This window comes from Brevibacillus sp. AF8 (assembly GCF_021270385.1).
Classification (GTDB): Bacteria; Bacillota; Bacilli; order Brevibacillales; family Brevibacillaceae; genus Brevibacillus.
On the sequence record NZ_JAGQDN010000002.1, the window covers coordinates 586114 to 611767 of the forward strand.

At 47.1% G+C, this 25654-nt stretch carries 22 protein-coding genes; 19 read left to right on the forward strand and 3 right to left on the reverse strand.

Annotation, left to right across the window (positions count from 1 at the left end):
- The first annotated feature begins 33 nt into the window (after window positions 1–33).
- The 4 genes from KB186_RS06035 (at window position 34) to KB186_RS06050 (ending at window position 3361) form a co-directional block, all read left to right on the forward strand.
- A complete protein-coding gene (locus tag KB186_RS06035) occupies window positions 34–978 on the forward strand; it encodes a helix-turn-helix transcriptional regulator (RefSeq protein WP_221867031.1) in 945 nt (314 codons plus the stop codon).
- Between the two features lie 73 nt (window positions 979–1051).
- Entirely contained in the window at window positions 1052–1750 is a 699-nt protein-coding gene (locus tag KB186_RS06040; RefSeq protein WP_173609328.1) for a DUF4274 domain-containing protein, read from the forward strand.
- A gap of 17 nt (window positions 1751–1767) precedes the next feature.
- Window positions 1768–2142, forward strand: coding sequence for a hypothetical protein (locus tag KB186_RS06045; RefSeq protein ID WP_173609327.1), 375 nt, complete (start codon window positions 1768–1770; stop codon window positions 2140–2142).
- 22 nt (window positions 2143–2164) lie between these two features.
- A complete protein-coding gene (locus KB186_RS06050; protein ID WP_221867030.1) occupies window positions 2165–3361 on the forward strand; it encodes an MFS transporter in 1197 nt (398 codons plus the stop codon).
- A gap of 13 nt (window positions 3362–3374) precedes the next feature.
- Here the strand turns inward: KB186_RS06050 and KB186_RS06055 are convergent, their stop codons facing one another.
- A complete protein-coding gene (locus tag KB186_RS06055; protein ID WP_173609325.1) occupies window positions 3375–3974 on the reverse strand; it encodes a TetR/AcrR family transcriptional regulator in 600 nt (199 codons plus the stop codon).
- A 180-nt stretch (window positions 3975–4154) separates the two neighbouring features.
- Here KB186_RS06055 and cyoE point away from each other — a divergent pair, with 180 nt between their 5' ends.
- The 5 genes from cyoE (at window position 4155) to KB186_RS06080 (ending at window position 11174) form a co-directional block, all read left to right on the forward strand.
- A complete protein-coding gene (gene cyoE, locus KB186_RS06060) occupies window positions 4155–5072 on the forward strand; it encodes a heme o synthase (RefSeq protein ID WP_173609324.1) in 918 nt (305 codons plus the stop codon).
- 180 nt (window positions 5073–5252) lie between these two features.
- Window positions 5253–5510: a heterocycloanthracin/sonorensin family bacteriocin gene (locus KB186_RS06065; protein ID WP_221867029.1), complete on the forward strand. Its 258-nt coding sequence runs from the start codon at window positions 5253–5255 to the stop codon at window positions 5508–5510.
- A 151-nt stretch (window positions 5511–5661) separates the two neighbouring features.
- Window positions 5662–7611 carry a putative thiazole-containing bacteriocin maturation protein gene (locus tag KB186_RS06070; RefSeq protein ID WP_232773243.1) on the forward strand — a complete coding sequence of 650 codons (1950 nt, stop codon included), beginning with the start codon at window positions 5662–5664 and terminating at the stop codon, window positions 7609–7611.
- Window positions 7601–9541, forward strand: a complete 1941-nt coding sequence (locus tag KB186_RS06075) for a TOMM precursor leader peptide-binding protein (protein ID WP_232773244.1) — start codon at window positions 7601–7603, stop codon at window positions 9539–9541. The genes KB186_RS06070 and KB186_RS06075 overlap by 11 nt, the downstream gene beginning before the upstream one ends.
- 22 nt (window positions 9542–9563) lie before the next feature.
- A complete protein-coding gene (locus KB186_RS06080) occupies window positions 9564–11174 on the forward strand; it encodes a SagB family peptide dehydrogenase (RefSeq protein WP_173609320.1) in 1611 nt (536 codons plus the stop codon).
- Window positions 11175–11214: 40 nt separating this feature from the next.
- On the opposite strand, the gene KB186_RS06085 is transcribed toward KB186_RS06080, so the two are convergent.
- Window positions 11215–12960 carry a cysteine desulfurase-like protein gene (locus KB186_RS06085; protein ID WP_255688427.1) on the reverse strand — a complete coding sequence of 582 codons (1746 nt, stop codon included), beginning with the start codon at window positions 12958–12960 and terminating at the stop codon, window positions 11215–11217.
- A gap of 279 nt (window positions 12961–13239) precedes the next feature.
- Between KB186_RS06085 and KB186_RS06095 the strand changes: the two genes are divergently transcribed.
- Complete coding sequence (locus KB186_RS06095) at window positions 13240–13749, forward strand: GNAT family N-acetyltransferase (RefSeq protein ID WP_232773245.1); 510 nt, start codon at window positions 13240–13242, stop codon at window positions 13747–13749.
- 78 nt (window positions 13750–13827) lie between these two features.
- Here KB186_RS06095 and KB186_RS06100 read toward each other — a convergent pair whose 3' ends face one another.
- On the reverse strand, window positions 13828–14655 hold the full coding sequence (locus KB186_RS06100; RefSeq protein ID WP_221867023.1) for a hypothetical protein: 828 nt from the start codon (window positions 14653–14655) through the stop codon (window positions 13828–13830).
- A 254-nt stretch (window positions 14656–14909) separates the two neighbouring features.
- On the opposite strand from KB186_RS06100, the gene KB186_RS06105 reads away from it, so the two are divergent.
- From KB186_RS06105 to KB186_RS06145, 9 genes are all read left to right on the forward strand, one after another.
- Complete coding sequence (locus KB186_RS06105) at window positions 14910–15521, forward strand: DedA family protein (protein ID WP_173609316.1); 612 nt, start codon at window positions 14910–14912, stop codon at window positions 15519–15521.
- A 184-nt stretch (window positions 15522–15705) separates the two neighbouring features.
- Window positions 15706–17190: an amidohydrolase family protein gene (locus KB186_RS06110; protein WP_173609315.1), complete on the forward strand. Its 1485-nt coding sequence runs from the start codon at window positions 15706–15708 to the stop codon at window positions 17188–17190.
- A 169-nt stretch (window positions 17191–17359) separates the two neighbouring features.
- Entirely contained in the window at window positions 17360–18202 is an 843-nt protein-coding gene (locus KB186_RS06115; RefSeq protein WP_173609314.1) for an ABC transporter ATP-binding protein, read from the forward strand.
- Window positions 18135–18890, forward strand: a complete 756-nt coding sequence (locus tag KB186_RS06120) for an ABC transporter permease (RefSeq protein ID WP_173609313.1) — start codon at window positions 18135–18137, stop codon at window positions 18888–18890. Before KB186_RS06115 ends, KB186_RS06120 begins: the two co-directional genes overlap by 68 nt.
- A 28-nt stretch (window positions 18891–18918) precedes the next feature.
- On the forward strand, window positions 18919–19914 hold the full coding sequence (locus tag KB186_RS06125) for an aliphatic sulfonate ABC transporter substrate-binding protein (protein WP_173609312.1): 996 nt from the start codon (window positions 18919–18921) through the stop codon (window positions 19912–19914).
- An 80-nt stretch (window positions 19915–19994) separates the two neighbouring features.
- Entirely contained in the window at window positions 19995–20855 is an 861-nt protein-coding gene (gene kynA / locus KB186_RS06130; RefSeq protein ID WP_173609311.1) for a tryptophan 2,3-dioxygenase, read from the forward strand.
- Between the two features lie 200 nt (window positions 20856–21055).
- Window positions 21056–22156: an ATP-binding protein gene (locus KB186_RS06135; RefSeq protein WP_173609310.1), complete on the forward strand. Its 1101-nt coding sequence runs from the start codon at window positions 21056–21058 to the stop codon at window positions 22154–22156.
- Entirely contained in the window at window positions 22117–24519 is a 2403-nt protein-coding gene (locus KB186_RS06140) for a DUF5682 family protein (RefSeq protein ID WP_232773246.1), read from the forward strand. The genes KB186_RS06135 and KB186_RS06140 overlap by 40 nt, the downstream gene beginning before the upstream one ends.
- Complete coding sequence (locus KB186_RS06145) at window positions 24504–25643, forward strand: VWA domain-containing protein (protein WP_173609308.1); 1140 nt, start codon at window positions 24504–24506, stop codon at window positions 25641–25643. Before KB186_RS06140 ends, KB186_RS06145 begins: the two co-directional genes overlap by 16 nt.
- The last annotated feature ends 11 nt before the right edge of the window (window positions 25644–25654 follow it).

Sequence of the window (25654 nt, forward strand, 5' to 3'; positions counted from 1 at the left end):
TTGTCATAATAAAAACATTTGGAGAGTTATGCCATGCCAAAATCAAAAAGACTGCTGGAAATGATGATGACTGTCAACCGGAAGCGCAAGTTTACTGTGAGTGAGCTTGCTAACGAATTTGGCGTTTCAGGGCGAACCATACTCCGGGACCTGCAAGAGCTGAGTGAGTTAGGCGTGCCTTTGTACTCTGAGGTGGGACCGCATGGCGGATATCATGTTTTGAAGGAAAGGATTTTGCCGCCTATTGCATTCTCAGAGGAGGAAGCGGTCGCAATCTTTTTCGCGATCCATGCACTTCGACACCATACCTCTCTGCCATTTGAGACAGAATCCTCCTCGGCGCTGAACAAATTTTATCAGTTCATGCCGCCGGATATTCGCGATCGCATAGATCAGATGAAACGACGTGTTGATTTCGTAACACCGAAGCGGCAAGCAAGCTCCCCACATTTATCGGCGTTACTGGATGCCGCCATCCAACAAAAAGTATTCCTTATCACTTATGAAACACGCGGACAACAATCTAAGCGGGAGATGCAGCCGATTGGAATTTATACAAAAAACGGTTTATGGTACTGCCCGGCATATTGTTATCAACATCAAGATATTCGTGTGTTTCGTTGTGACCGTATCCATTCGGCCGAACAATCGGCATCGAAGCCGTTGGATCTTCGAGACATTCACTTGGAAAATCGGCGGATCAAAACAGTGGAGGATCAGGACACGGTCCACTTATTTGCGGAGCTGACGATTGAAGGTGTGCAGGCTTGTGAGGCTGAACTTTGGCTTGCATCCATGCTGCATGTGCGGCAGGATGGAAGTGGTTGGTTGGAAGGAAATGTAGCGCGAAGTGACATCTTATTTTTTTCAAAGTTCTTGATTGGGTTGGGGAAAGAAGTGACTGTACAGCATTCACCAGAAATAGTGGACGGCATAAAAACGCATTTGGCAGAACTGATGAACATTTATTCGCAATGAGGAGGTAGCCAAGGGGATACATAGCAATACCGGAAAGGGAGTTGTCTAATAGAAGCAGAGGAGAAGAAGTCGGATGGAATGGGCATACGTCAGCAAGACAAAGGATCTTGAGATCGTGCGAGCAGCAGTAGATCAATTAGATATTAACGAACGGGATCAACGCGGGCGAACACCGCTGATGCTTTTTATCACAAACCGAATGCCGCCAGAAGCAATTCAGATGCTATTGGATAAAGGCGCAGAGCTGGAAGCGGAAGATAAGCTGGGCGATACCGCGTTGAAAAAAGCCGTCAAATTCAAGCAGGTCGATGCCGTAAAACGACTGCTGCAACAGGGAGCCGAGCTTGACTCTAAGCATGGCATTTTGGCTACTGCTTGGAATGTGGCTAGGAACGACAAAGCGATTGCAGACCTGCTGCTCGAAACGAAAGGCGCAGTACGTCTAATACTGTCTTCTGAGGAAGAGGAAACGGTGGACGATATTTTATATGAGGAATCTGAGCACAAGCGGTGCAAGAAAATCAGTCTGCTTGATTCATCTGTTCTCCTTCATGCTGTAGTGAATGGCTACAACTGGGATGACGGACCGGAGGCGATGATTGCGGCTTTTGAGAATCCTGCCTGTGCAACGATCACTCTTTTGGATATGTATGAATGGATGGATGCCGACTACTGGCTGGAAATGGACGAGGAGGAAATCGCGGAATCGGAGGAACGAAAACGCTGGAGAATGCTCGCCATCCAATTAAAAGAGAAACTTGCAGATAAATAAGATAGGGGTTGATCATCATGTGTCGATATGGGATGTATGGTCCGTATAAACAAATATACGCCTGTTTCCCTTGCCGAAAAGTGTTCAAGCAAACCTCCAAGTATGAGATGACGGAGGAAGAATGGAACAAGATCAAGCATAGCTGTCCGCAATGTGGTGAGGGAATGAAGGAGATGGGGCATGATTTCAAGGCTCCGAAGCAAACGGATGTGAAGCAGTGGAAAAAGGTTGAAATCCTCTATCAGCATGGGTTTACCTATCATTCTTGTGGCTGTGGTGGTCCAGGCTACCGGCCAGCCCAATTACATGAAGTGAACGAATTTCTTGAAAGGAACAAGCGATTCAAAACAGAGGGAGAGAAATTGCTGAACAGACTCACTGTAAGAATGTAAAACGAGCAGGGGGCGGGGGATCGTGGCAACATTCTTTTTGATCATGATTTACTTGTCGTTTGTCAGCTTGGGCCTTCCCGATTCATTACTGGGGGCAGCTTGGCCGGTCATGCAAGCAGAATATGGGGCGGCATTTGGTATGGCTGGTGTGATTAACATTGTGATTGCGTCTGGAACGATCGTATCTAGCTTGATGAGCGGTGCATTATTAAAACGATTGGGAACAGGACGGATCACGCTGATCAGTTGTTTGATGACGGCAGCAGCCTTGCTCGGATTTTCTTTTGCCCCTTCGATTTTATGGTTGATGGTATTGGCATTGCCGATGGGACTCGGTGCCGGCTCTGTGGATGCTGCCTTGAATCATTATGTCGCCACGCATTATCAAGCGCATCATATGAGCTGGCTGCATTGTTTCTGGGGTGTGGGTGCTACACTTGGCCCTATTATCATGTCTGGATTTATGCGCGATTATGGTTTATGGCGGAATGGATACTTGACTGTTTCGCTCATACAATTTGCGTTAGTCGTGCTTCTAGCGTTTACGCTTCCTTTGTGGAAACGGATGGAAAACATACAGAATCATGCTGCCAAAGAGCCACATGTTCAGCAGTCTCATGGGCTGAGCGAGCAACCTTTACGGATAAAAGGCGTCAAGCTGACTTTGCTAACCTTTCTGTTCTACTGTGGGGCTGAAGCATCTGTAGGATTATGGGGGAGTAGCTTTTTGGTAAATGTAAAAGAGCTACCTGCGGCTGCGGCAGCGGTGTGGGTAGCCATGTATTACGGTGGCATTACTGTGGGGCGATTTATCACGGGCTTTGTTACCTTCAAAGTGAGCAACCGCGTCCTGATTCGCAGTGGACTTCTCATATCATTCGCTGGGGCAGCGCTGTTGATGTTGCCATTACCAATCTTCTGTTCGGTAATCGGTTTTCTGTTGCTCGGGTTAGGCTTCGCTCCGATTTATCCCTGTATGCTGCATGATACCCCAGAACGCTTTGGGAAAGAGCAAACGCAAAAGCTGATGGGCTATCAGATGGCAGTTGCGTACACGGGGGCCACGTTTCTACCTCCGTTGCTAGGTTGGCTTGCTGCACAGACGACCGTTTCGATTTTACCGTTTTTTATAGCCTTCTACATTGCGTTCATGCTATATGGTTCTGAGAGAGTCAATCGAATCATGAAACAACGGACTGTCCAGTCAGAAACAATCTAGCATGAGGCACTCGCTATTTTGTCGATAGCATGTTTTGCAAAGCTTTTCCGTATAAAGACAGGGGCATCTGGTCGCTGTTCATGTAATAAAAGATAGCCATGCCATTTTCTAAAGCAAGAATCGTCCATGCCATTTCATCCGCGGATAGAGTAGAGTCATTTTCTTTTGGCATCAATGTCTGAATGGCTTGGGAAAGATGCTGTACCGACTCGATGATCATGTTCGACCATCGCTTTCGAACAGACTCTTCGCGCATGGCATAAAGCAAAAATTCCAGGTTCAGCATGTTCCATGTACGATTTTGTTGCTGAACGGACATAAAATAGGCGTCCATGGCTTCTATAAAATGCGATAATGATGGCTGGTGATGAATTACGTGATGGATATTCGACACATGTAATTGCATCTGACCTTCCAAAATAGCGAGAAAGAGATCTTCTTTGGACTGAAAATGAGCATAAACAGCTCCTTTGGTAAAGCCAGCATGGTCTGCGATTTTATCAACGGAAGCCCCGTGGAAGCCTAACTGAGCAAAGGTCTCGATAGCTGCGTCAATGAGCAATTGCCGTGTTTCCTGTTTACGCTCTGCTTGGGTTAATCTGCGTCTGTTCATTCGTCCTCCTCCTTCTCTTGACAAGCATACCATATAGAATTAACATTCCATATAGTATTTAAATCCTTATTGGTATGTAAGATGCAAATGGCAGTTTTGTAGGATTTAACCGTCTACTATGTCATGCTATTTTGGAGTACGATAGAGATAGATCATCTAGTAAGAGGGGACAGTGTACGAATGCAGAGGGAAGAAAACGTTGCAACGCGGAATCGGCCTATGTCCAATATTTTGGCGCAAACGGTTAAGACGGGAATTATCAAATCGAATCTGATTCCGATGTTTGCCGGATTAACATTGGCTTTATATACGTATCACTTCAGTCTAATTGACAAGCTGCCAGAAATCTTATTTGCTACAATCGGCTCTATTTTAATCATGGGCGCAGCGGGTGCATTTAATAACGTATATGATCGCGATATCGATTCTGTCATGGAGCGGACGAAGAACAGACCTACGGTAACAGGCGATATATCAACGAAGACCGTTTTATGGCTAGCATCCCTGATGACGATTTTTGGCTTGGTGGCTCTCGTCTTGGCATCACCGTTGGCTGCTATCATGGGTTTTCTCGGACTGTTTTTTTATGTCGTGCCTTATACGATGTGGACCAAAAGAAGAACGGTTTATAACACGGAGGTAGGGAGTATTTCTGGCGCAATGCCCCCGCTCATCGGTTGGGCTGCCATTCACCCGGATATTACGCATCCTGCTATCCTTGGTCTCTTTATCATCATGGTCATTTGGCAAATGCCTCACTTCTATGCGATCGCGATTCGCAAGCATGATGAATACAAGGCGGCTGGGGTTCCAATGTTGCCCGTGGTCAAAGGTGCAAGACGTACCTACATTCAAACCAATGTTTATTTGGTTATTTTAATTGCTAGTAGTTTTCTATTTTGGTCATTAAGCGTTGGTCTTACGTTTATGGCGCTGCTCCTGAATATTTTATGGCTGGTTCTGAGTGTTTTTGGATACCGGAAAATGGATTCACAAAAATGGTCGAAAACGATGTTTATTTATTCGCTGATTCATATGACGGTGCTGTTCTCGACGGTGATTATTTATTCACTGATGGGCATTATCTTCAAACTGTAAATCAGTGATCATCCAAGCTGCCTTCACTTAGAGGGCGGCTTCTTTTTTTGTCTGGGAATCTTGTGGCATAGCTGGATCTTCTCAAGTTAAACCAAAAATGGGCGCATGATCATGGAACGAATACCTAATGTCACTTCATAAATCTAGAGTAGCTCCATGAAGTGGCGGAGGTGAAGATGAATGGATGATTTCAAAAAAGAGCTAAAAAAACTAAAGGCTTCCGAAATAAAATCGGATCACGTACAGCGTTGGGATAAACAAAAAATGAATGAAGCGACGCTTGTTCGTGGCCGATGTGGATGTGGTAGATGCGGTTGTGGCCGCTGCGGGCGTTGTAGTTGTAGTTGTAGTTGCAGTTGTTCCTGCTTCTGCTCCTGTAGCTGTTCCTGCTTCTGCACATGCACCTGCACTTGCTTCTTCCCATGCTTTATCGTATAACGATAAACCGAATGAAGCGCCCTGCCAGGATGACGTTCTTGGCAGGGGTTTTGTTTTTCTAGCTGGCATGTGAGACAACGTGTTCTACATAAAATGACGATGACACATCATGTCGCAAAAGGACTGATCTCGCATAAAAAGGGGGAGGAGAATGGTTAGGCTGAATCCTTCAATGCGCATAAAAGTGAAGCGGGATACGGTTTATCTGCCTGATTCAGATGGGAGTGTATACTTTCGGAACAACATCGGAACATTTCGAATGAAGGGGGATATGATTGATCGATGGGTTGACCAGCTCATGCCGATGTTTAATGGGGAGTACACGCTGGCCCAATTGACTGACGATTTGCCGGAAGAATACCAGCAACAAATATACCAAGTGGCAGACACGCTTTTACAAAATGGATTTCTTCAAGACATCAGTCGAGAGAAGCCACATGAACTATCGCCTGAAATCATGACGGCCTATGCAGAACAGATTGAATTTTTGGACCAGTTTGGCGGATCGGGTGGATATCTATTTCAAAAATATCGAACGGAAAAGGTACTAATCATTGGGGCAGGTTCCTTTCTCCTTTCTGTTGCCCACGCCTTGCTAGAATCAGGCTGCGTTCAATTCCATTACGTCATCACGAACGAAGCTCCTACGAATCGCGGGCGATTAGACGCCATCATCGAGCATGCTCGCAGGAAAGACGCGCAAGTCAAGCTGGAGGAGCTGAAACCAGCGTCGTGGGGCATTGCAGAGTGGTCGGAGGCTATTGAGCCTTTCGCTGCTGTTTTGTACACCTCAGCGCAAGTAAGCAAGGATGAAATGAGCGTCATTCATTCCGCATGCAGAGAGAGGCAGAAAGTATTTGTTCCTGCCGTTTGTCTGATGCAAAAAGGAATAGCTGGACCGCTGATTAATCCCGAATCAGCCGCTTGCCTAGAATCGGCTTGGCGTCGTTTGCACCGACAGACTTTATGTGCGGATCCCGATCAACATCCATTTTCAATGACGGCAGCAGGGATACTGGCGAATATTGCAGTGTTCGAATGGTTTAAACATGTGACTGGTGTCAATGAAGCGCAGAATGAAAACAAGGTGTATGTTCTGAATTTGGAGACATTGGAAGGAAGCTGGGGATCATTCCTGCCCCATCCGATGGTGAATAAAGAGATGTGCCTGGAGATATTGGATAGAAAAGAGCTTGAATCTCGACTAGCCGATAAGACAGAACCAAAGGAAGGACTACAGTCTGTGTTTCAGTCGTGGACCTCATCGGATACAGGAATTTTTCACAACTGGGATGAGGGTGAGCTCACGCAATTACCGCTCACACAGTGTATGGTTACAGCTGTCGATCCTGTCTCAGAAGGCCCGGCGGAGCTGATGTCGCCAGTTATCTGCCCTGGTTATACCCATGAAGAGGCACGTAGAGAAGCGGGGCTTCTTGGGGTAGAAATGTATGTTGGAAGATTGGTGAACCACCTTGCAACCACAGACGCTGCTTTCCGAGCTGTAGGAAATGGCAATATCGGAGTCGGCGCAGGGGAAACGCCAGCAGAAGGACTTAATCGTGCACTTCGACATTGCTTGACGATCATGTATACATCAGAAATGAAAGGGAGACAACCAACAGGACGACCAGTACGCGTTGACACGATTGCTGATGAACCATGCCAATTTTATGTCCGGTCACTTACTACGTTGGGTGAAAAACCAATAATTGCAAAGGGGTATGAGGTGTCCGGATTTCCGGTGTATTGGGTGGGAACGCTCGCGGGTTGGTACGGGAGTATTGGCTTGCAGGAGCGAGATGCATTGCGATCAGCGCTGATGTTTGCCTTGCAACAGGTTCAGACTCCATCCAACCAAGTCTCTAAGTATGTCCTGACAGCGCAATCTGTTGGATTAACGGGTGAAGCCATCGAGCTTGCACTAAACAGCGTTCAGGAAGAATCGGAAAGAGCAGTATGGATACAAGCTCTCGAGGTGCTGGCCCTTCATCACCTTACTCCGCTAGTCATGAATGCCGCGATAGAGCCTTTCCTGGAAGAAGACCTTGGCGGTGTATTCGCCCTGCAGCTTTCGAGGGAGGTGCCCAATGACATCTGATATTCTGCTTATCGGAGACGGAGTACTGGCAGAGCTGGTTTCGGAACGTTTGAGAAAGGACTATCGTGTGTGGCACAGTGAAACCATGGAGTCGGCGACAAGTCGAGCTGATTTGGCTCTCCTGTTACACGATACGTACCATCCTGCCTTGCATTTGCAGGCAGAAAAACATTTTCGGCAAACAAATATCCCATGGCTACGCGGCTTTGTTTCATTCGGGGAGGCCATCGTAGGCCCGTTGGTTCGTCCAGGTCAAACAGGCTGCTCCCAGTGTGCAGATATGCGGCGACTGATGGCGGGACGCGATCGCAAAGAGATGTGGAAGGTACAACACATGCTGAGTGAAAAAGGTGGCATACCCCGTGACCCGTGGGCATCCCGTTCAGGATTGTTACAGGTGGCATACCATGTAAGCGCGGAAGTTGATCGTATAGGAGGCGGCAGGCAAGCCCAGTTTTCAGGGCATATCCAGTTCATTGATTTGCAAACATTGACAAGCACGCGCCACTTCTTTTTGCCGAATCCGTTATGTCCGGTATGCAGTCAGTTACCTGAGGATTCCGAAGAGCAGGCGAGGATACGTTTGAAGCCTATCGTAAAACAAAGCCCGGACAGCTATCGGACCAAACCCATTGCCGAGTTGAAACAAGCACTTTCCACCGAATATTTGGATTCCCGTACTGGGTTTTTGAATGGGAAAATGCGTGATCTTGTCTCTGTGTTCGCAGATGTTAGTGTCAATCTGCCGTTATTTTCGCATGACGAGGGTACGGCAGGTAGATCTGTTTCATACGCGGATAGTGAGATAACGGCGATTCTGGAAGGAATGGAAAGATATTGCGGGCTGATGCCGCGTGGCAAGCGGACGATGGTACGCGACTGCTACGCAAACCTTGCACCGAATGCCCTTGACCCGACGACGGCGGGAACCCATTCAGAAGAGCAGTATGCCCTGCCTGATTTTCCGTTTCAGCCGTTTGATCCCAAGCGGGAAATGAACTGGGTATGGGGGTATTCTTTTAAAGAAGAGCGACCCATTCTTGTACCAGAACTCATGGCCTACTATAGTATGGGATTCGGGGAGGGAGTTGTATTTGAGACCTCCAATGGCTGTGCATTAGGTGGCAGTTTGGAGGAGGCGATCTTTTACGGCATCCTCGAAGTGGTGGAGCGAGATGCTTTTTTGTTGACCTGGTATGCCAAATTGCCATTGCCGCGACTCGATCCCGCTACGGTCAATGATCGGGAATTGCTTCTGTTGATCGATCGGATGCAGACCGTTACCAATTACGATTTGTACTTGTTCGATGCGACCATGGAAAATGGAATTCCTGCTGTATGGACGATTGCGAAAAACCGTGGAGTGGAAGGCCTGCACCTCATTTGTGCAGCAGGAGCGCATCCAGACCCGATCCGCGCGGTAAAAAGCTCCATTTTCGAAACGGCTGCCATGCTCATGACCTTGACAGACAAGTACGAAGCAAACCGAGACAAATACTTGCGCATGCTCCATGATTCATCCTTGGTGAAAAAGATGGACGATCATGCGATGCTTTACAGCTTGCCGGAAGCAGCGGAGCGCTTATCCTTTCTTATAGATGATTCACGTCCGATGGTGTCATTCGCTGAACGCTTTCCTAGAAGAAACCAAAATCGTGATCTAACAGACGATTTGCGGGAGTTGCTCGGTGTGTTCCAAAAGGTAGATCTCGATGTCATTGTGGTGGATCAAACGACACCAGAGGTAGGGCGCCACGGCTTATCTTGCGTGCGTGTATTGATTCCTGGCATGCTTCCGATGACTTTTGGCCATCATCTCACGCGAGTAACGGGATTGAAAAGAGTATTGGAGGTCCCTGTGAAATTGGGTTACGCGAAACAACCACTGCGTGTAGACGAGTTGAATCCTTTTCCGCATCCGTTTCCATAACATGCATCTGGGAGTGAGCCGGATGAGCCTCGAAAATTTCTTGTACCGCCTTCATTTTGATACAGAAAACGCCAGGTCAAGTGATAGTGAAGTGGATTGGGGGGATGCGCCACTTACATACAAAGTGTACAGGGGGCTACCTGTCATTCCATTGCCAGAAGATATTCCTTTTTCACTTGTAGATCAAACGGTTTCACAAGAAATGTCTCTTCCTCAATTGGGCGCTTGGTTATGGTATAGCTACGGACTGATCCAAATCAGCCAATCGTTGGTAACCACGACTTCGGCAGATGCAGAATCTGAGTCGTTTTGGCCGCTTGTAACGAATCGAAGACCTGTTCCATCTGGGGGAGGGCTCTATCCGAGTGAGCTGTACGTGTATGTGAAGCTATCGAGTATTCCTCCAGGTCTATACCACTACGATGTGGCTCATCACAGACTCGTACAGTTGCGCGAAGGGAATTTTGATCACGTCCTTAGCCGAGCGCTTGGTGGCAGTTGTCCGGTACATGCATGCTTTGGAGTTGCTTTCGTATCCATCTATTTTTGGAAGAACTTTTTTAAGTATGATGAGTTTTCCTATCGATTGCAGGGCCTCGATGCTGGTGTACTGCTTGGGCAATTGCAGGAAATGGCAAGCCAGCTCGGCGTGACGACTTCGGTACACTACCAGTTCCTGGATAGAGCGTTGAATACACTGCTAGGATTGTCTGCCGATCAAGAGAGTGTCTACGCGGTAGTCCCCTTATCGCTTCAAACAGAAGGGGGAAGGTATTCGCACTCACCGGCACAATGGACAGAACGAGAAGAGGAAGAGACAGCAAGCGAGCTAATCAGAGAACTGCCTGAGCAAAAGCATGTGCACGTGATGCGATCAAAAAGAATGAGGCAATATCCTGCACTTCTGCAAATGAATGAAGCTGCCATGCAGGCATCTACCTATGCATTTAGACGATATTCGGATCAGTTGGAAAGCAAGTGGCCTCGTCATTTTGATGAGCGAATCCTTCTCCCGCGTTTGCAGAAACCAAGCTATGATCTGGCGCAATATTGCCGGGAGCGTTTTTCACCGGAAATGGACTTTGTCAAGAGGAAAACAGACCTGAATCAGGTAGCGCGTATCATGGAAATGACGATGAGTGCTCTATCGTATGGCAATGATTTGGGAAATAATCAGGAAGCAGCTTGTAGAAGGCTATCTCTCTATGTAAGCATTCATCAGGTCGAAGGGATGCAAGATGGGGCATATGCATACGAACCACGGGAGCACGCGCTTTATCCGATTGTATATGGAGATTTACGAGCACGCCTTCAAGACGGGATGACTCTGGACAACGTAAATTTGTATCAAGTGCCGCTCTGCTTTCATGTGGCGGGGAAACGTGATCATCTGATCAATGAGTTGGGTTATCGAGGGTATCGCATTCAGCAGATGGAGGCGGGAATCGTCGTGCATCACTTGCTTTTGGCAGCGTTCACGTGTGGAATGGGTGGTCATCCGCTACTCGGATTTGACGTGGAGAATTGCGATGATCTTTACAAGCTAGAGACCGAAGAGAAAACCTGCTTGATTCAAATTCCGGTCGGGCACTATCGCCCCCGCGCCAGATTTCAGACCGGGCTTCATGGATAAAAACGTGGAAGACCCGAGTCTCGTTGACCCGGGTCTTGTATTATGCTCGTATAATGGCTTTGATACCTTGAATGAAACGGTCCATTTCCTCGTGGGTATTATACGGTGCCAGCCCCGCTCGTATCCAGCCGCCACTTTCATTGATTCCCAAACAATTGGCGAGTGTTGTCGCATAAAAGTCCCCATTCGCAACGAATATGCTATGCTCCTCACACAATCGCTCACATACTTCTTGCGGAGAAATCCCTTCGATCCGAAAAGCGATCGTCGGTGTTTTCGGTACATCTTCACCTGCTTGATAAATGGTGACATCCTTCATTGCGCCAAGTTCTTTTCGGAGCTTTTCTGCCAGCTGATTTTCATAAGCTTCGATTCCCTCGTAACCTGAGCGGATTTTTTCTGGGAAGCTATCACCGAGACCAAGTGATGCAACAAATTCGATAGCGGGTCTGATTCCTGCGATCCCTTCATGATTTTGTGTTCCGGTCTCCAGTTTATCTGGATAAGAAGAAGGAGCGGGAACCAATTTGTAAACATCGAGTGCTTCAAAAATTTCTTTGCGGATGACAGCGATTCCGACATGTGGACCAAAAAATTTGTAAGCGGAACAGAGCAGGATATCGGCTCCAATCTCGTCACGATGGATGGAGAAGTGAGGGGCCGCATGCACGGCGTCGACAGCAACAACGACTCCTTTTGCGCGTGCTTTTTGGGAAATGGCAGCGAGATCATGGATCGTTCCGACAGCATTGGAAGCAAGCCCGACTGCCAAAAGTCTGGTTCTGGAAGTAAGGAGGGTATCGAGTTCATCTAGTTGTAACGTAAGTGTCTCTTTGTTCACCTTCAACCACCGAACGATCATTCCGCGATCAGCGGCAACAGTCAGCCACGGGTCTACATTGGCGCGGTGATCCATCTCGGAGACGATGATCTCATCCCCTTCTTTCCAATGCCGACCTAATGCACGAGCAATGGCAAAGGTCAGGGTGGTCATATTCGCACCGAAGGCAACCTCTAGCGGCCTTACGTGGAAGAGATCGGCTACGGCTTGCTTGGCATCTGCCAGAATGGCTTCTGTCTCCTTGCTCGTTGGAAAGGAGCCATGTAAATTCGCTCCACCGTTCGCCATATAGTGATAGATCGCGTCCATGGAGGATTTTACGACTTGCGAGCCGCCTGGACCATCCAGATAAACAACTGGCTTGCCTTTGTACGTTCGTTGAAGTGCGGGGAATTGCTCTCGGACTTTTTCAATGGGGAAATGTCCTGATGTAACTTCTAATCGCCAATCATTCGAGCGCATAAAACTTCCAGGAGGGTATTCAAAGGTGCATTCTGATTGCAGAGTGAAACCGAGCTTTCGGCAAATGGCATTCGAGGCAGGATTGTCCACGGAGGGGAAGGCATGAATAAACTTGTGTCTCTGTTCTTGGTTGATGTGTGCGATGAGTGAGGCTAAAGCCGCTGAGGCTATCCCTTTCCCTTGATAAGGAGGCAGGACGCTCCAGCCTACTTCGTATACGTTTTCTCCTTGCCAGATGCGGTCCCAATAGCCGATGCTTCCGACAGTGGTGTGATCTGGAAGCAGAACGATACTGAACATCTTGCTGGTAAGCTGTCCGTCTTTATTGACGTATCGTTCGTGCCGAGCAAGGAGCTGTTCCTCCGTCTCTGGGCCTCCAAGATGCTCCATCATGGCTGGCGCATTCAAAAGACGCAGCAAGGAAAGATCGTGATCCGCCCAGGGCTGAATGCGGACAAGCGCAGTGTTTAGCGTTGTAGACATTTTTTCACTCCTTATCGACTGGATGTCCGTTGTGTCTATCATCATTCGTTATCTCTCATTATTCGAAAAAAATTCCAATTAATCAATCTTCTATTCGTTCTCAGAAAGAGTGTTGGAAAATCATGCTATAATGGTGATGCCCGAGCGATTCTTATTATCGGAGTATGGAAAGAGAAGCTGAGGTGTAGGAATAGACCCTTTCTGAAAAGACATATGTCGAGTAAATCCAACGTAAATATTTTCACCGATAATAAAGGAAAGAGGAAGGGGTACCTGTCCATGAATGAAAAAAGCATTCATACACAACGGCTCAAATTGATTCCATTTACACATAGAATAGCGACGAATATTTTGCATGAAAATTACGAAGAGTTATTGGCTATGGGGCTTACATTAGGCGAAGGCTGGCCTGATGCGGATGCGATGGAAAGCATACCCAAAATCATCAAGGCACTCGAACGCACAGGGGAACCAACTGGATTTGAATCGTGGATGATCATTACAAAAGATGGCAGGAAGATCATCGGTGATGTAGGATTCAAAGGAGTCCCGAATCCCGAAGGAGAAGTGGACATCGGCTATGGAATTGTTGAAGCCGAGCGAAAAAAAGGCTACGCGTACGAGGCGGCTGAAGGCTTGACGGATTGGGCGCTGTTGCAGCCAGATGTGAAAAAGATTACGGCAAGGTGCTTGCTAGCTAACATAGATTCCGCAAAATTATTAGTCAAGCTGGGCTTTTCAGAAATTAAGAGGGACGAAGCAATGATTTACTGGTATAGGCAGAAATAATAGCACTCCTGAACAGAATCAGAGTTTCACACGAAAAAAAGGACGCACACATGGCAGTCCTTTTTTTCGTGGAGAACATCAGTTGCTGGAATTTTCTATGGGAACGTTGTAGATATGTTTCGTGCCATCTTTATACGTTACTTCGAGTATTCCTGATTGAAGGGACGGGCCTTTTGCTTTTACTTTTTTCTTCGTGGAGAACTCTCCTGACTTCGAGTCGATTCGCAACGTAATGACCGTATTGAAGACTTGAATGGTTACGCGCTTGATTTCTTTATTCGAGACTTTCCCTGTCACTTCGATTTGGTAATACGATTTAGGGAGCTCACTTGATTCAGCATGGAGCTCAATCTCATCTGGATGGAGAGCCAGCTCTGGAAGAAATTTCGTCTGCATCTTTACAATTTCCTCTTTGCGTTCCTTATCTTCAGGTCCTATGAGGATGTGTACGTAAGAGTTTAACTGAAAATAGTCTGGCGTTAGATCACTCGGCAGTTCGTCTGTTCGGAAATATTCATCTTGCTCCAATGTTCTCCCGGGCTTTAAGGTTTTTTCCTTGATGTCCGGTGTACAGGCAGGTTCGTCTTCAGGGTAGGGAAGCTCCCAAGAGTCTCCAGAGGCAAACGCTTCAAGTTGATTTGTTACACCATAGCAATGACCAGTCGTGTAGGTAATTGGCTTCCGCGAAATATTCGTGACAATCGTATTTACGTGGTACATTGGTGAGTCGTATTTAGGATTGTCGATTTCGGTAACGGTTACTTGAAACCGAAGTCCTTCTTTCTTAAATGGTTTGTCAATGAAAAACATGCCGGTTGCTTTTGGTACGGCCGCGTTTACATTAACGGCGCCAGCAGTCATAACCAGCAAAAAACATACGAGTGAATAGACAATCTTGCGAAACACACAGTTCACCTCCTCACGATTCGTTTTTGAAAAATGTGCATGGAGGCACCTTTTTAATATTCCATATATTACCTCTCTTTGCAATGTTTTTTGCTCAGGAATATTTTAAATGAAAATTTTCAAAGGAAAGGTAACCCAAGACTTCCTTCTTTCGTATTGAAATAAAGGAAAAGATTATCGCTTTTCATTGAACTATGCAACGCGTCTCTCTATACTGGAGAGATAAGCATTGGTAAATAATTGTGAGGGATAGCATGCAGAACTGGATGACCCAAATTATTGAACAATATAGTTACTTCGGTATCTTGCTCATGATGGCACTGGAAAACATATTTCCGCCCATACCTTCTGAGGTGATCTTGACGTTCGGTGGATTTATGACGACGCAATCATCCTTAACGGTTTTTGGCGTAATCTTGTCAGCTACAATCGGTTCTGTGATCGGGGCAATCATACTCTATGGAATCGGTTATTACCTGGATGTCAAGAAAATAGAGAAGATCGTAGAGAGATGGGGACATATTCTGCGCATTAAACCGGCAGATATCCATAAAGCAAATGAATGGTTCGACCGATACGGGTACTGGACGATCTTTTTTTGCCGCATGGTCCCATTGATCAGAAGCCTGATTTCCATTCCTGCTGGTATGACCAAAATGAACTTCCCTCTGTTTTTGTTGTTTACAACACTTGGTACGTTTATTTGGAACATCGTCCTTGTGGTGGCAGGTCACTTATTGGGGGAATCATGGGAAGACATTCTGTACTATTTCGATCTCTACTCCAATGTTGTTTATGTTGTTCTCGCATTCGCGGGGATAGCGTTCCTCATTGTTTTCCTCCGCAAACGAAAAGTGGATGCCTAGAACCTTCCAACCATCTTTCCTTCAAGGGAAGGTGGTTTTTCCATTTGGAACCAAGAGGTAAACATATTATAAAAAGTCGTAATTTTCTTGCAAATACAAAGCGCCTTAATTGCGTTAAGGTGAGAGAAGGTGGAGCAGGTGACATGGGCACCGCCCTTATTCTTGAGGCTGGAGGAGATGCAACTTGATCGATTTGTTACTCGTAAACGGCGTAGTCATTACCATGGACAAAGACCGTCGGGTATTACAGGACGGGGCAGTCGCCATTGATAAAGGAAGAATTGTAGAGGTGGGCGACACTCCACTTCTAATAGACAAGTATCCCGCGCAAAAGGTAATCGACTGCGCGCATCATTGTATACTCCCAGGCTTCGTTGACGCACATGGTCATGGCGGACATTCGTTGTTCAAAACGATTGCGACGGACAATATCAACGACTGGATGCCAATCATGACCAACACGTATAAGCACTACGTGACAGACGATTTTTGGTACTACGAGGGCAAGTTGTCGGCACTGGAGAGGCTTAAAGCTGGGATTACGACAGGTGTTAGCGTACTCGGCTCGATGCCGCGCTCGGATGATCCGATTTTTGCCTTGAATCACGCCAAAGCGTACAACGAGGTGGGTGTTCGCGAAATCGTAGCGACAGGTCCATGCAACCCACCGTGGCCGCATCCTTTCAGCCGCTGGATCGATGGACAAAAAGTAACGAAGGAAGTCACCTATGAGCAGGTTCTCGCTGGAGCAGAAGCAGTGATCGAAGCCCTGAATCATACGAACAACGATAAAACGAGAGCATACATAACTCCCTTTGTCATCGTGACCTCTGTCAATCCGTCTTATCCGACACCAGCTGACCAATTGTTTGGCTTAACCGATTTCGACCGGTACCAAGCGCGGAAAATCAGGGAGATTGCGAAAAAGTACGACACGCGCATCCATTCCGATGCTTTTGGAGGCATGATTCACCTCGCGATTCAAGACAAAGAGTACGCGCTCTTAGGTCCAGATGTACACTTGCAGCATTGTCGGGGAATTTCTTTTGACGAGGCGAAAATTTTGGCCGAAACAGGAACGAATGTGAGTGCTTCTCCTGGTTTTGGTCAAATCAATGCACGCACCCCGATTACGGAATTGCTGGAGATGGGAGCCACTGTTGCGATCACAACAGACGGCACCTCGCCGATGACTCCTTTTGACATGTTCCAGGCCATGCGCAGAATGCAACTGTTGCAACAAGCGGCGTTGCGCGATTATTACTACCTCCCGCCGGGCAAGCTGCTGGAAATGGTCACGATTGACGCGGCGCGCTGTGTGGGCTGGGACGATGAGCTGGGGTCGCTGGAAGCTGGTAAAAAAGCGGACGTCATTACAGTAAATATGCATCAGGCCCACTTGAATCCCGAAAACATGCATGTCCATCGTGTTGTCTATCAGGCAGTCGGTGGAGATGTGAACCATGTCATTGTCGACGGTGAACTGATTATGGACGAACGCCGTGTGTTGACTGTGGATGAAAAGCAAATTCTCAAGGAAGCGAATGAAGAGGCGAATCGCACAATCGAGCGGGCAGGCCTGGAAGTCTACATGCAGCCAAGCAAGTATTTCTGGGGGCATGCGCGAGCTTATTTGGATGAGAGAAGATTTGACCCGACGAAATTGTAGTTTGGAGAATGTTAATGCTGCACCTAAAGTGTTGCCCTTGCATTGAATAGGAGAAGGTGCCCGCCGCCTTCCCTTTTTTTATTGGATTATAGTTGACAAAAACGATAGGATTAATCATTATTTATTCATAATCCCCATCGACTAAGTTGGAATAAAAAGAGGTGCAGTCATGTATCTGACTATTGATAATGTTACGAAACATTTTGTGGATGAACAGAAACAAAAAGTAAAGGTGCTCGATGATATCAATCTGGAAGTGGAAAAGGGCAGCTTCGTTTCCATTGTCGGCCCCTCTGGCTGTGGAAAATCGACGCTGCTCTACTTGATAGCGGGATTGGATCAACCGGACAGCGGTGACATACACGTTGCTGGCAACAAAGTGAATAAGCCCGGCCCCGACAGAGTCGTCGTTTTTCAAGAAGCAGGGTTATTTCCATGGCTGACCGTTTTGGAAAATGTTACATACGGACTCAAGTTAAAGAAAATGTCTGCAGCGAAAGCCAACGAAAAGGCGCTGGAAGTGCTCAAAATGGTCCATTTGAGCAAGTATGTTCATTCCTATCCCCATCAGCTCTCAGGCGGGATGAAGCAACGCGTAGCCATAGCTCGGGCACTTGTCATGGAACCCGACATTTTACTGATGGATGAACCTTTCTCGGCGCTGGATGAACAGACGCGAATGGTTCTTCATAAGGAGTTGCTTGAGATTTGGCGGACGACCAAGGTCACGATTTTTTTCGTTACCCATAATATCCGGGAGGCCGTTTTGCTTGCGGAGAGGATCGTCGTTTTTGCCACACGCCCCGGAAAAATCAAGGAGATCATTGCGGTTCCTGCTATGCGCGATGGAGTCATGCCGGACAGTGTGACAGTCAACACGGAGCAGAAGGTGCTGTCGATCCTGCAAGAAGAGATAGAAAAGGTGCTGAAGGAGGAAATGGGCAATGACTACAGCTTTAAGACGGGTCATCTTCATCGCTATGATAGCGGCGATATGGGAAGTCACATCTAAATTATCCGGGTTGCCATCGTTCATGTTTCCTAGCTTGACCCAGATTTTTGAAACACTCGTAAATGGCTTGATAAGCGGGCAAATTACCGCCGCGATTGGAAAAAGCATGGGACGAATCCTGTTGGGCTTTCTCATTGCCATTATCGTCGGACTAATATTGGGTTACTTCATTTGGAGATACAAACTCGTAGAAGATACGCTTGGGTTTGTCGTGACGGCGCTTCAATCTATTCCGAGCATTGTCTGGTTCCCGCTTGCGATTATCTGGTTTGGCTTAAATGACTTCTCCATTCTGTTCATCGTGACGATTGGGGCGACCTGGACGATGACGGTCAACGCGACCAGCGGTTTTAAAAATGTCCCGCCGCTATATCAGCGGGTAGCCAAAACTTACGGTTCGACTGGCTTTCACTTTGTACGAACAGTCATTCTTCCTGCATCCGTACCACAGATCATCTCAGGGCTTCGAATCGCTTGGGCATTTTCCTGGCGGGCACTCATGGCTGGTGAGCTGCTCGGGGGTGGCGGTGGTCTCGGTCAACTGCTCGAGATGGGACGTTCCCTTGGACAAATGGATTTGGTGATATCTGTCATGATCATTATTGCGATCATCGGTACCGTCGTCGATAATGTTGTCTTTTCACGGATCGAACGCAACGTTCAGATGAAGTGGGGAGTCCATTCATAAAAGAAAAATAGCGAAGGAGTGTCGTCACATGCTTAAAAAAGTGATCAGTACCGTTGTCGCATCCCTATTATTGATGGGGATTGCGAGCGGGTGCTCTACGGGCGGAGCAGAATCCTCTGAAAAGGAAGTAAAGATCGGATATTTCCCGAATCTTACCCATAGCGCAACGATCATTGCACTGGAGAAAGGCTATTTCAAGGAAGCTTTCGGTGCGGATGTAAAAATTCAAACCAAAACGGTCGCCAATGGCGGATTATTTATGGAAGCAATGGCAACAAAAGCAATTGATGTAGGGACAGTCGGACCTGGACCGTTGTTGAACTTTTATGTCAAGCATCCCGGTTATCGTTTGATTTCAGGAGCGGTCAATGGCGGAGCTGTTCTCGTCATGAATGGTTCAACCAACATTACCGAACTAAAAGATGTAAAAGGCAAAAAAATCGCGATTCCGGTAATCGGCAGCACACAGGATGTCATGCTCAGAAAAGCATTGGATGAGGTTGGCCTCAAACCGACGACGAATGGTGGGGATGTGGAACTGTATGCGGCGGCTCCGGCAGATACGGCAGCATTATTCGTACAAAAATCCGTTGACGGTGCGGCAACCCAGGAGCCGTGGGGATATGTACTGGAAAATAAGGCGGGAGGAAAATTACTTTTGGACTGGGATCAATTCGCTTGGGGGAAAGAATCAACGAATACAGTAGTAGCAGCCAGCGATGAATTTTTGAAACGAGAAGGATTGGCAACCGCTTACCTGCAAGCTCATAAAAAGGCAGTCAAATTCATTCAAGAAAATCCCGAAGAAAGCCAAGACCTGATCATCAAGCATCTGAAAAATCTGACTGGCAAAGAGTTGAGCAAAAAAGAAGTGCAGGCAGCCTTTTCCCGTTTGGAAGTAACAACAGCGGTTAATGAAAAAGTTATTCAGGAAATGGCAGATATCAGCCAGGAAGCGGGCTATATTCCGAGTAATAAAATCGATGGTCTGATAGATTTGAAATATTTGGAATCAGCGAAATAAAATCGGGTGAGAAGGAGGGTGATTCAGCAGGAGGTTCGAGGGGTGGAAAGGAATTAGATGAGAAAGGAGGTCATACCACGATGAGACCACATGAACAAGGAAGTAATCAACCAAACGACAGCTCATTGGAGACACAGATTCATACTGATTTTCAAAAAGAAATGACGTACGGCGATTACTTACAGCTCGATCAAATCTTGTCGAGTCAACAGCGTCAATCCACCCATCATGATGAAATGCTGTTTATTATCATTCATCAGGTGAGTGAGCTTTGGATGAAACAAATTTTGCACGAACTGTCAGCAGCAAACGAATGCATCTGCAATCACGATCTGGAGCCAGCTTTCAAAATGTTCGCGCGAGTCTCGCGTATCCAGCAGCAATTGATTAAATCGTGGGATGTCCTTTCTACATTGACGCCAGCCGATTACCTCCAGTTCCGTGACACGCTGGGTCATTCGTCCGGTTTTCAATCTTACCAAAACAGACTCATCGAATTTACATTAGGATACAAGAACCAGCATGTCCTAGCGGTGTATACGCATCAACCAGAGCTTCACGCCAAAATGAGTGCGGCCTTGCAGCAGCCAAGCATTTACGATGCGGCGATCAGGGAGATGGCTGTTCGGGGCTTGCCGATTGATCCGGAATGTTTGAATCGCGATTGGTCACAGCCATATCAACCAAATCAGAGTGTCGAGCAAGCCTGGCTGACTGTGTATCGAAATGTGAACCAATATTGGGATCTGTACGAGTTGGCAGAAAAGCTGGTGGACATCGCCAGCCAGCAACAACAATGGCGTTTTAACCATATGACGACAGTCGAACGCATCATAGGCCAAAAGCCGGGAACCGGAGGGTCATCGGGCGTCATGTACTTACGCAGAGCGCTCGATCACCGTTTTTTCCCGGAGCTATGGAGCTTGCGGACGTTGTTGTAAAAAACTCTTCAAAAAAAGCGAAAAAAGCGTCTTGGGGACCCAAGGCGCTTTTTTCGATTGTAGTACTCCTTTCACATTTTTTCACATATCTTACCTAATATTGGGTACAAATACCCTTCTTTTCCTGACAAACATATGTTTTCATTTTTAATAGTGTACCTATTTTTTCAAGAACAACCAGAAATGGAGTGGGCATTTGGATGGAAACAATGAAGCCACCTATGGAAGTGTTATATGACAAACAGCTGAATGCGCTGCGATCCCATGATAAAGGGGCAAAACCTCCCAATTGGCTGATGTCGCCCAGAGCTGTGCGCGACTTTATTTTAGGAACGGATGAACCTCTCTCTTATGAGGGTGAAAGTATACCGATTACGAAAAAGTTTTATGGAGACGATGTGCTTATTGAGCGCGCGATCGTCACGTTGGCAGGCAATCGCGGTTTGATGCTAGTCGGTGAACCTGGAACGGCAAAAACGATGCTGTCTGAGCTGCTGTCTGCGGCCATCTCCGGTACAAGCACGAATACGATCCAAGGCACCGCGGGAACGACGGAGGATATGATCAAATACTCCTGGAACTACGCGATGCTGCTGGACAAAGGTCCTTCTCTGCAAGCGTTGGTTCCCTCCCCGCTGTACACCGGAATGAGTAAAGGAATCATTACCCGTTTTGAAGAGATTACCCGTTGTCCTTTTGAGGTTCAAGACGTGTTGATTAGTATTTTGAGTGACAAGGTGATGAACATTCCCGAGCTGTCAGACGGGATCCTGTTTGCGAAGCCCGGTTTTAATATCATTGCAACAGCGAACCTGCGGGACAAAGGCGTCAATGAAATGAGCAGCGCGCTCAAACGCCGTTTTAACTTTGAGACAATCGCGCCGATTAATCATGTGAAAATGGAAGCCCAAATTATCGAATCCCAAGCAAAAGTGATCCTGGAACAAAGTGGCGTAAACATCGAAATCGATCGCGATGTGGTTGAGATATTGGCGACGACCTTCATGGAGCTGCGCATGGGCGAGACGAAGGAAGGATTCAAAATCGACTCCCCTCAATCCGTGATGAGTACAGCCGAAGCCGTATCCGTCTATGTCCAGAGTGCAATGACATCCCATTACTATGATGGCAGGCCAATTTCCATGGATCGACTGGTACAGAATATGCTTGGGGCCGTCGTCAAGGAAAACCAAAAGGACGCAAATATCCTGAAAACCTACTTTACCAAAGTGGTCAAAGAACGGGCAAAGGAAGAGGGTCTATGGGGAACTTATTACAACGAGAAGAAATGGATCAAATAAAGGATCAGGACCGCTTCATAAAATCATTTGTCGAAGAAGAGGTTTACAATCTCAGCAAACAGGTCGTCTATTTCCCGGTTCGTCATCATAGTCCTGCCTGCTCGTTTCATTTGAAAAAAACGATCGAAGAGTATCAACCGGAAATCATTCTGATTGAAGGCCCGGACCATAGCAATCATATTATTCCGATTTTGACGGATGAACGGACGAAGCCTCCTGTGAGCATTTATTATGCGTACGCCTCAGGGGAGCAAAAATACGTCTGTTACTTTCCGTTTCTTCTGTATTCGCCGGAGTATGTGGCCTTGGTCGAAGCAAAACGCCGGCAGATTCCTGCTGCTTTCATTGATCTCAGCTACGGAAGCCGCCTCGAAAGCTTGGAAGACGGCCATGATTTGAAAAAGAAGAATGAAAAGCTGTCCTATCACGATGAGCGCATGCTGGCAGGCTCGCAATTTATACAGCGATTGTGCCAGACGATGAAATGCAGGAACTTCGATGAGCTGTGGGAAAAGGTTTTTGAGATTGACGGGATTCGCAAAAAGACGCAGGATTTCGTCAAGGATGTCTTTGCCTACTGCTACTTGTCGCGAAAATGCTATGATGACGCTACTTTGGAAGCGGAAGGCGATTTGATTCGCGAGGCGCATATGCGTCAAAAAATTGCAGAGGCAAAGCAAAAGCACGCGAGAATTCTCGTGATTACCGGGGGCTTTCATACATACGGACTCATCGAGGAGCGCAAGACTTCCTACAAGATACAAAAGGTCCAGGAAGAGAAAATATATCCAATGGTGTACACGTACCAGGAAGCAGATCAGTTGAATGGATACGCAAGCGGGATGCCGTACGTCCATTATTACGAGAGTGTGTGGAAGGCCCTGGAGAAGAAGGAACGTGCTCCTTTCTCGAAAAGCGCCTTGATATACCTCCCGCAATTGCTCAAAAAACTGCGCGACAAAGGAGAACCGACGTCTACTGCGGATGCGATCGAAGCGTATAGCCTCATGAACGGCTTGGCAGTTATGCGGGAAAAGGCTGAGGGCGGTGCCTATGAGTTGATCGATTCCGTTCTCTCTGCTTTTACAAAAGGAGAACGGTCGATTGCGACTTCCCAGCCGATCGAGACATTGCGAGAGCTGTTGACCGGAGATGGAATCGGTGAAGTGGCCCCAAATTCACTGGATGTGCCTATCGTTCGAGATTGCAAAGACAGATGCAAATCGCTAAAGCTCGCGATCACGACAACAGGGCGCAATCAGAAGGTGCTGGAGCTGTATGCCAAGAAGTCGCATCGCGAAGCCAGCCAGTTTTTTCACTGCATGCAGTTCTTGGGCACAGAATTTTGCGCCAAAGAAGCTGGACCCGACTGGATGAACAACCGAAATGTCAATCTCGTCCGAGAAACATGGCGCTACAGCTATTCCTCGTTCGTCGAAGCCCGTCTGATCGAGAGCTCGGTCTACGGTGGGACAGTGAAGGAAGCAGCTGCCCATAAGCTAGCCGATATGGTAAAAGAACTGCCGCAGCACCAGAGCCATGAACTGGCAAAATGGCTTTTGATGGCGGTTGTCATGGGATTGGAAGAGCTGTCAGAACGACTCTTTAAATCTGTACAAGAGTCGGTTAAGCAAGATGGACATTTTCTCTCTCTTTGCAAAACGTTGAAAACACTCACGATTCTTTTGGAGCAAAAACGGTTATTCGGTTTGATCGAGTCAGAACGGCTGGAGAAGCTGGTGGAAGAAGTATATTACCAGGCTGTGACCAAAATCGTCGAGCAGGGAAACCCGAACCCCAACGAACTGGATGAGTTGGCCGATCAGCTCAAATTCCTCTACATGCTGAGTGAGAAAAGACAGGCGGATGATTCTATAGAGATATTCAGTGATCAACTGCTGGAATTGCTGCGTAACGACAAGCTCCCTGCGAAACTGGAGGGGGTAGTGGTTGCGATCTTGTGCAATCTCGAAGTGGTCGAACGCGCAGAAATCTCCAGACGTGCGCGTGCCTATATGTTCGGCTCGCCTGAGCAAATGCTTCATACTGCCGCGTATTTACATGGCGTTTTTATCGTGGCTCGTGACTACCTCTTTTATCAAGAGGAAATCTTGCGCGATCTGCATCAAATGATTACATCCTTGGCCTACGACGACTTTTTGCAGGTGGTGCCTGAACTGCGATTGGCGTTTACATATTTTAGCCCAATGGAAATTAGTATGCTCTCGGAAAAAGTGGCAGCTCTCTTCCAAACGACGGTGGAGCAAGTCACGAATCCAGTCATCGATGAGCGTACTTTGCGTGATGCCCGCATGCTCGATCAAGCGATCAAGGAGGAGTTTGCCAAATGGAACCTGATTTGAGCCGCGAAGCCTTGAATCGCTGGCGGTTATTATTGGGCTCTCATGCCGAGGAATCTTTGGAAGGCAGCGGGGTCTATCAATCATCCGAGTTTTCCTATCAGGAACTGGACTCGATTCTTGAATTTTTATACAACCGTGAATACGGAGAAGAGCAAGGCTATCGAAAAGAAGGCGGCCGAGGAGATTCGGCATTGACGGTTCCCGTCTGGCTGAATAAAATCCGCAAGCTGTTTCCCAAAAAGACGGTGGAAATCCTCGAGCGGCAAGCTCTGGACCGCTATAACATGACAGAGCTCTTGACAGACAAAAAAGTGTTGGAAAGCATGGAACCCAACATGACCCTCTTGAAAAACATCCTCCAATTCAAAGGCAGGATGAAAGGAGAGGTCGTAAAAAGTGCAAAGGAAATTGTACGCAAGGTCGTAGACGATCTGCGGCGTCAGCTTGAGAATGAAGTGCAGACCAGTATCGTCGGCAAACGCAATCGCCACAAACGCGGTTATACAAAGTCGATGAAAAATCTGGATGTGCATAAAACGATTCGGAAAAATTTGAAGAACTACGATCACAAAAAAAGCCGTTTTATCATTGATGACCTGTATTTCCACAGCAATATTCAGCATCACAACAAATGGAACATCGTCATTGTCGTGGACGAGAGCGGAAGTATGATGGACTCTGTGATTTACAGCTCCGTTATGGCAAGTATTTTTTACAAGCTTGCTGCCTTGAAAACGCATTTGGTTATTTTTGATACGAAGGTCGTTGATTTGAGCGATAGACTGGATGATCCGGTCGATGTGCTGATGAGTGTGCAACTTGGTGGGGGGACTCATATTGCCCAGGCGCTCAAATACGGAAGATCACTACTCGAAAATCCATCCAAGACGATATTTATCCTCGTCAGCGATTTGGAGGAAGGCTATCCGATCAAGGAAATGTATCGCCAAAGCAAGGAAATTATTGATGCGGGCTGCAAGTTCTTAGTGCTGACGGCTTTGGATTTCAATGGCAACGCTACGTACAACCAGCATGCTGCACGGGTTTTGAGTGATATGGGAGCAAATGTTGCTGCGATCACGCCTGATGAGCTCGCGCAATGGATAGGTAAGGTTATCAAATAGAGATAGAAAGA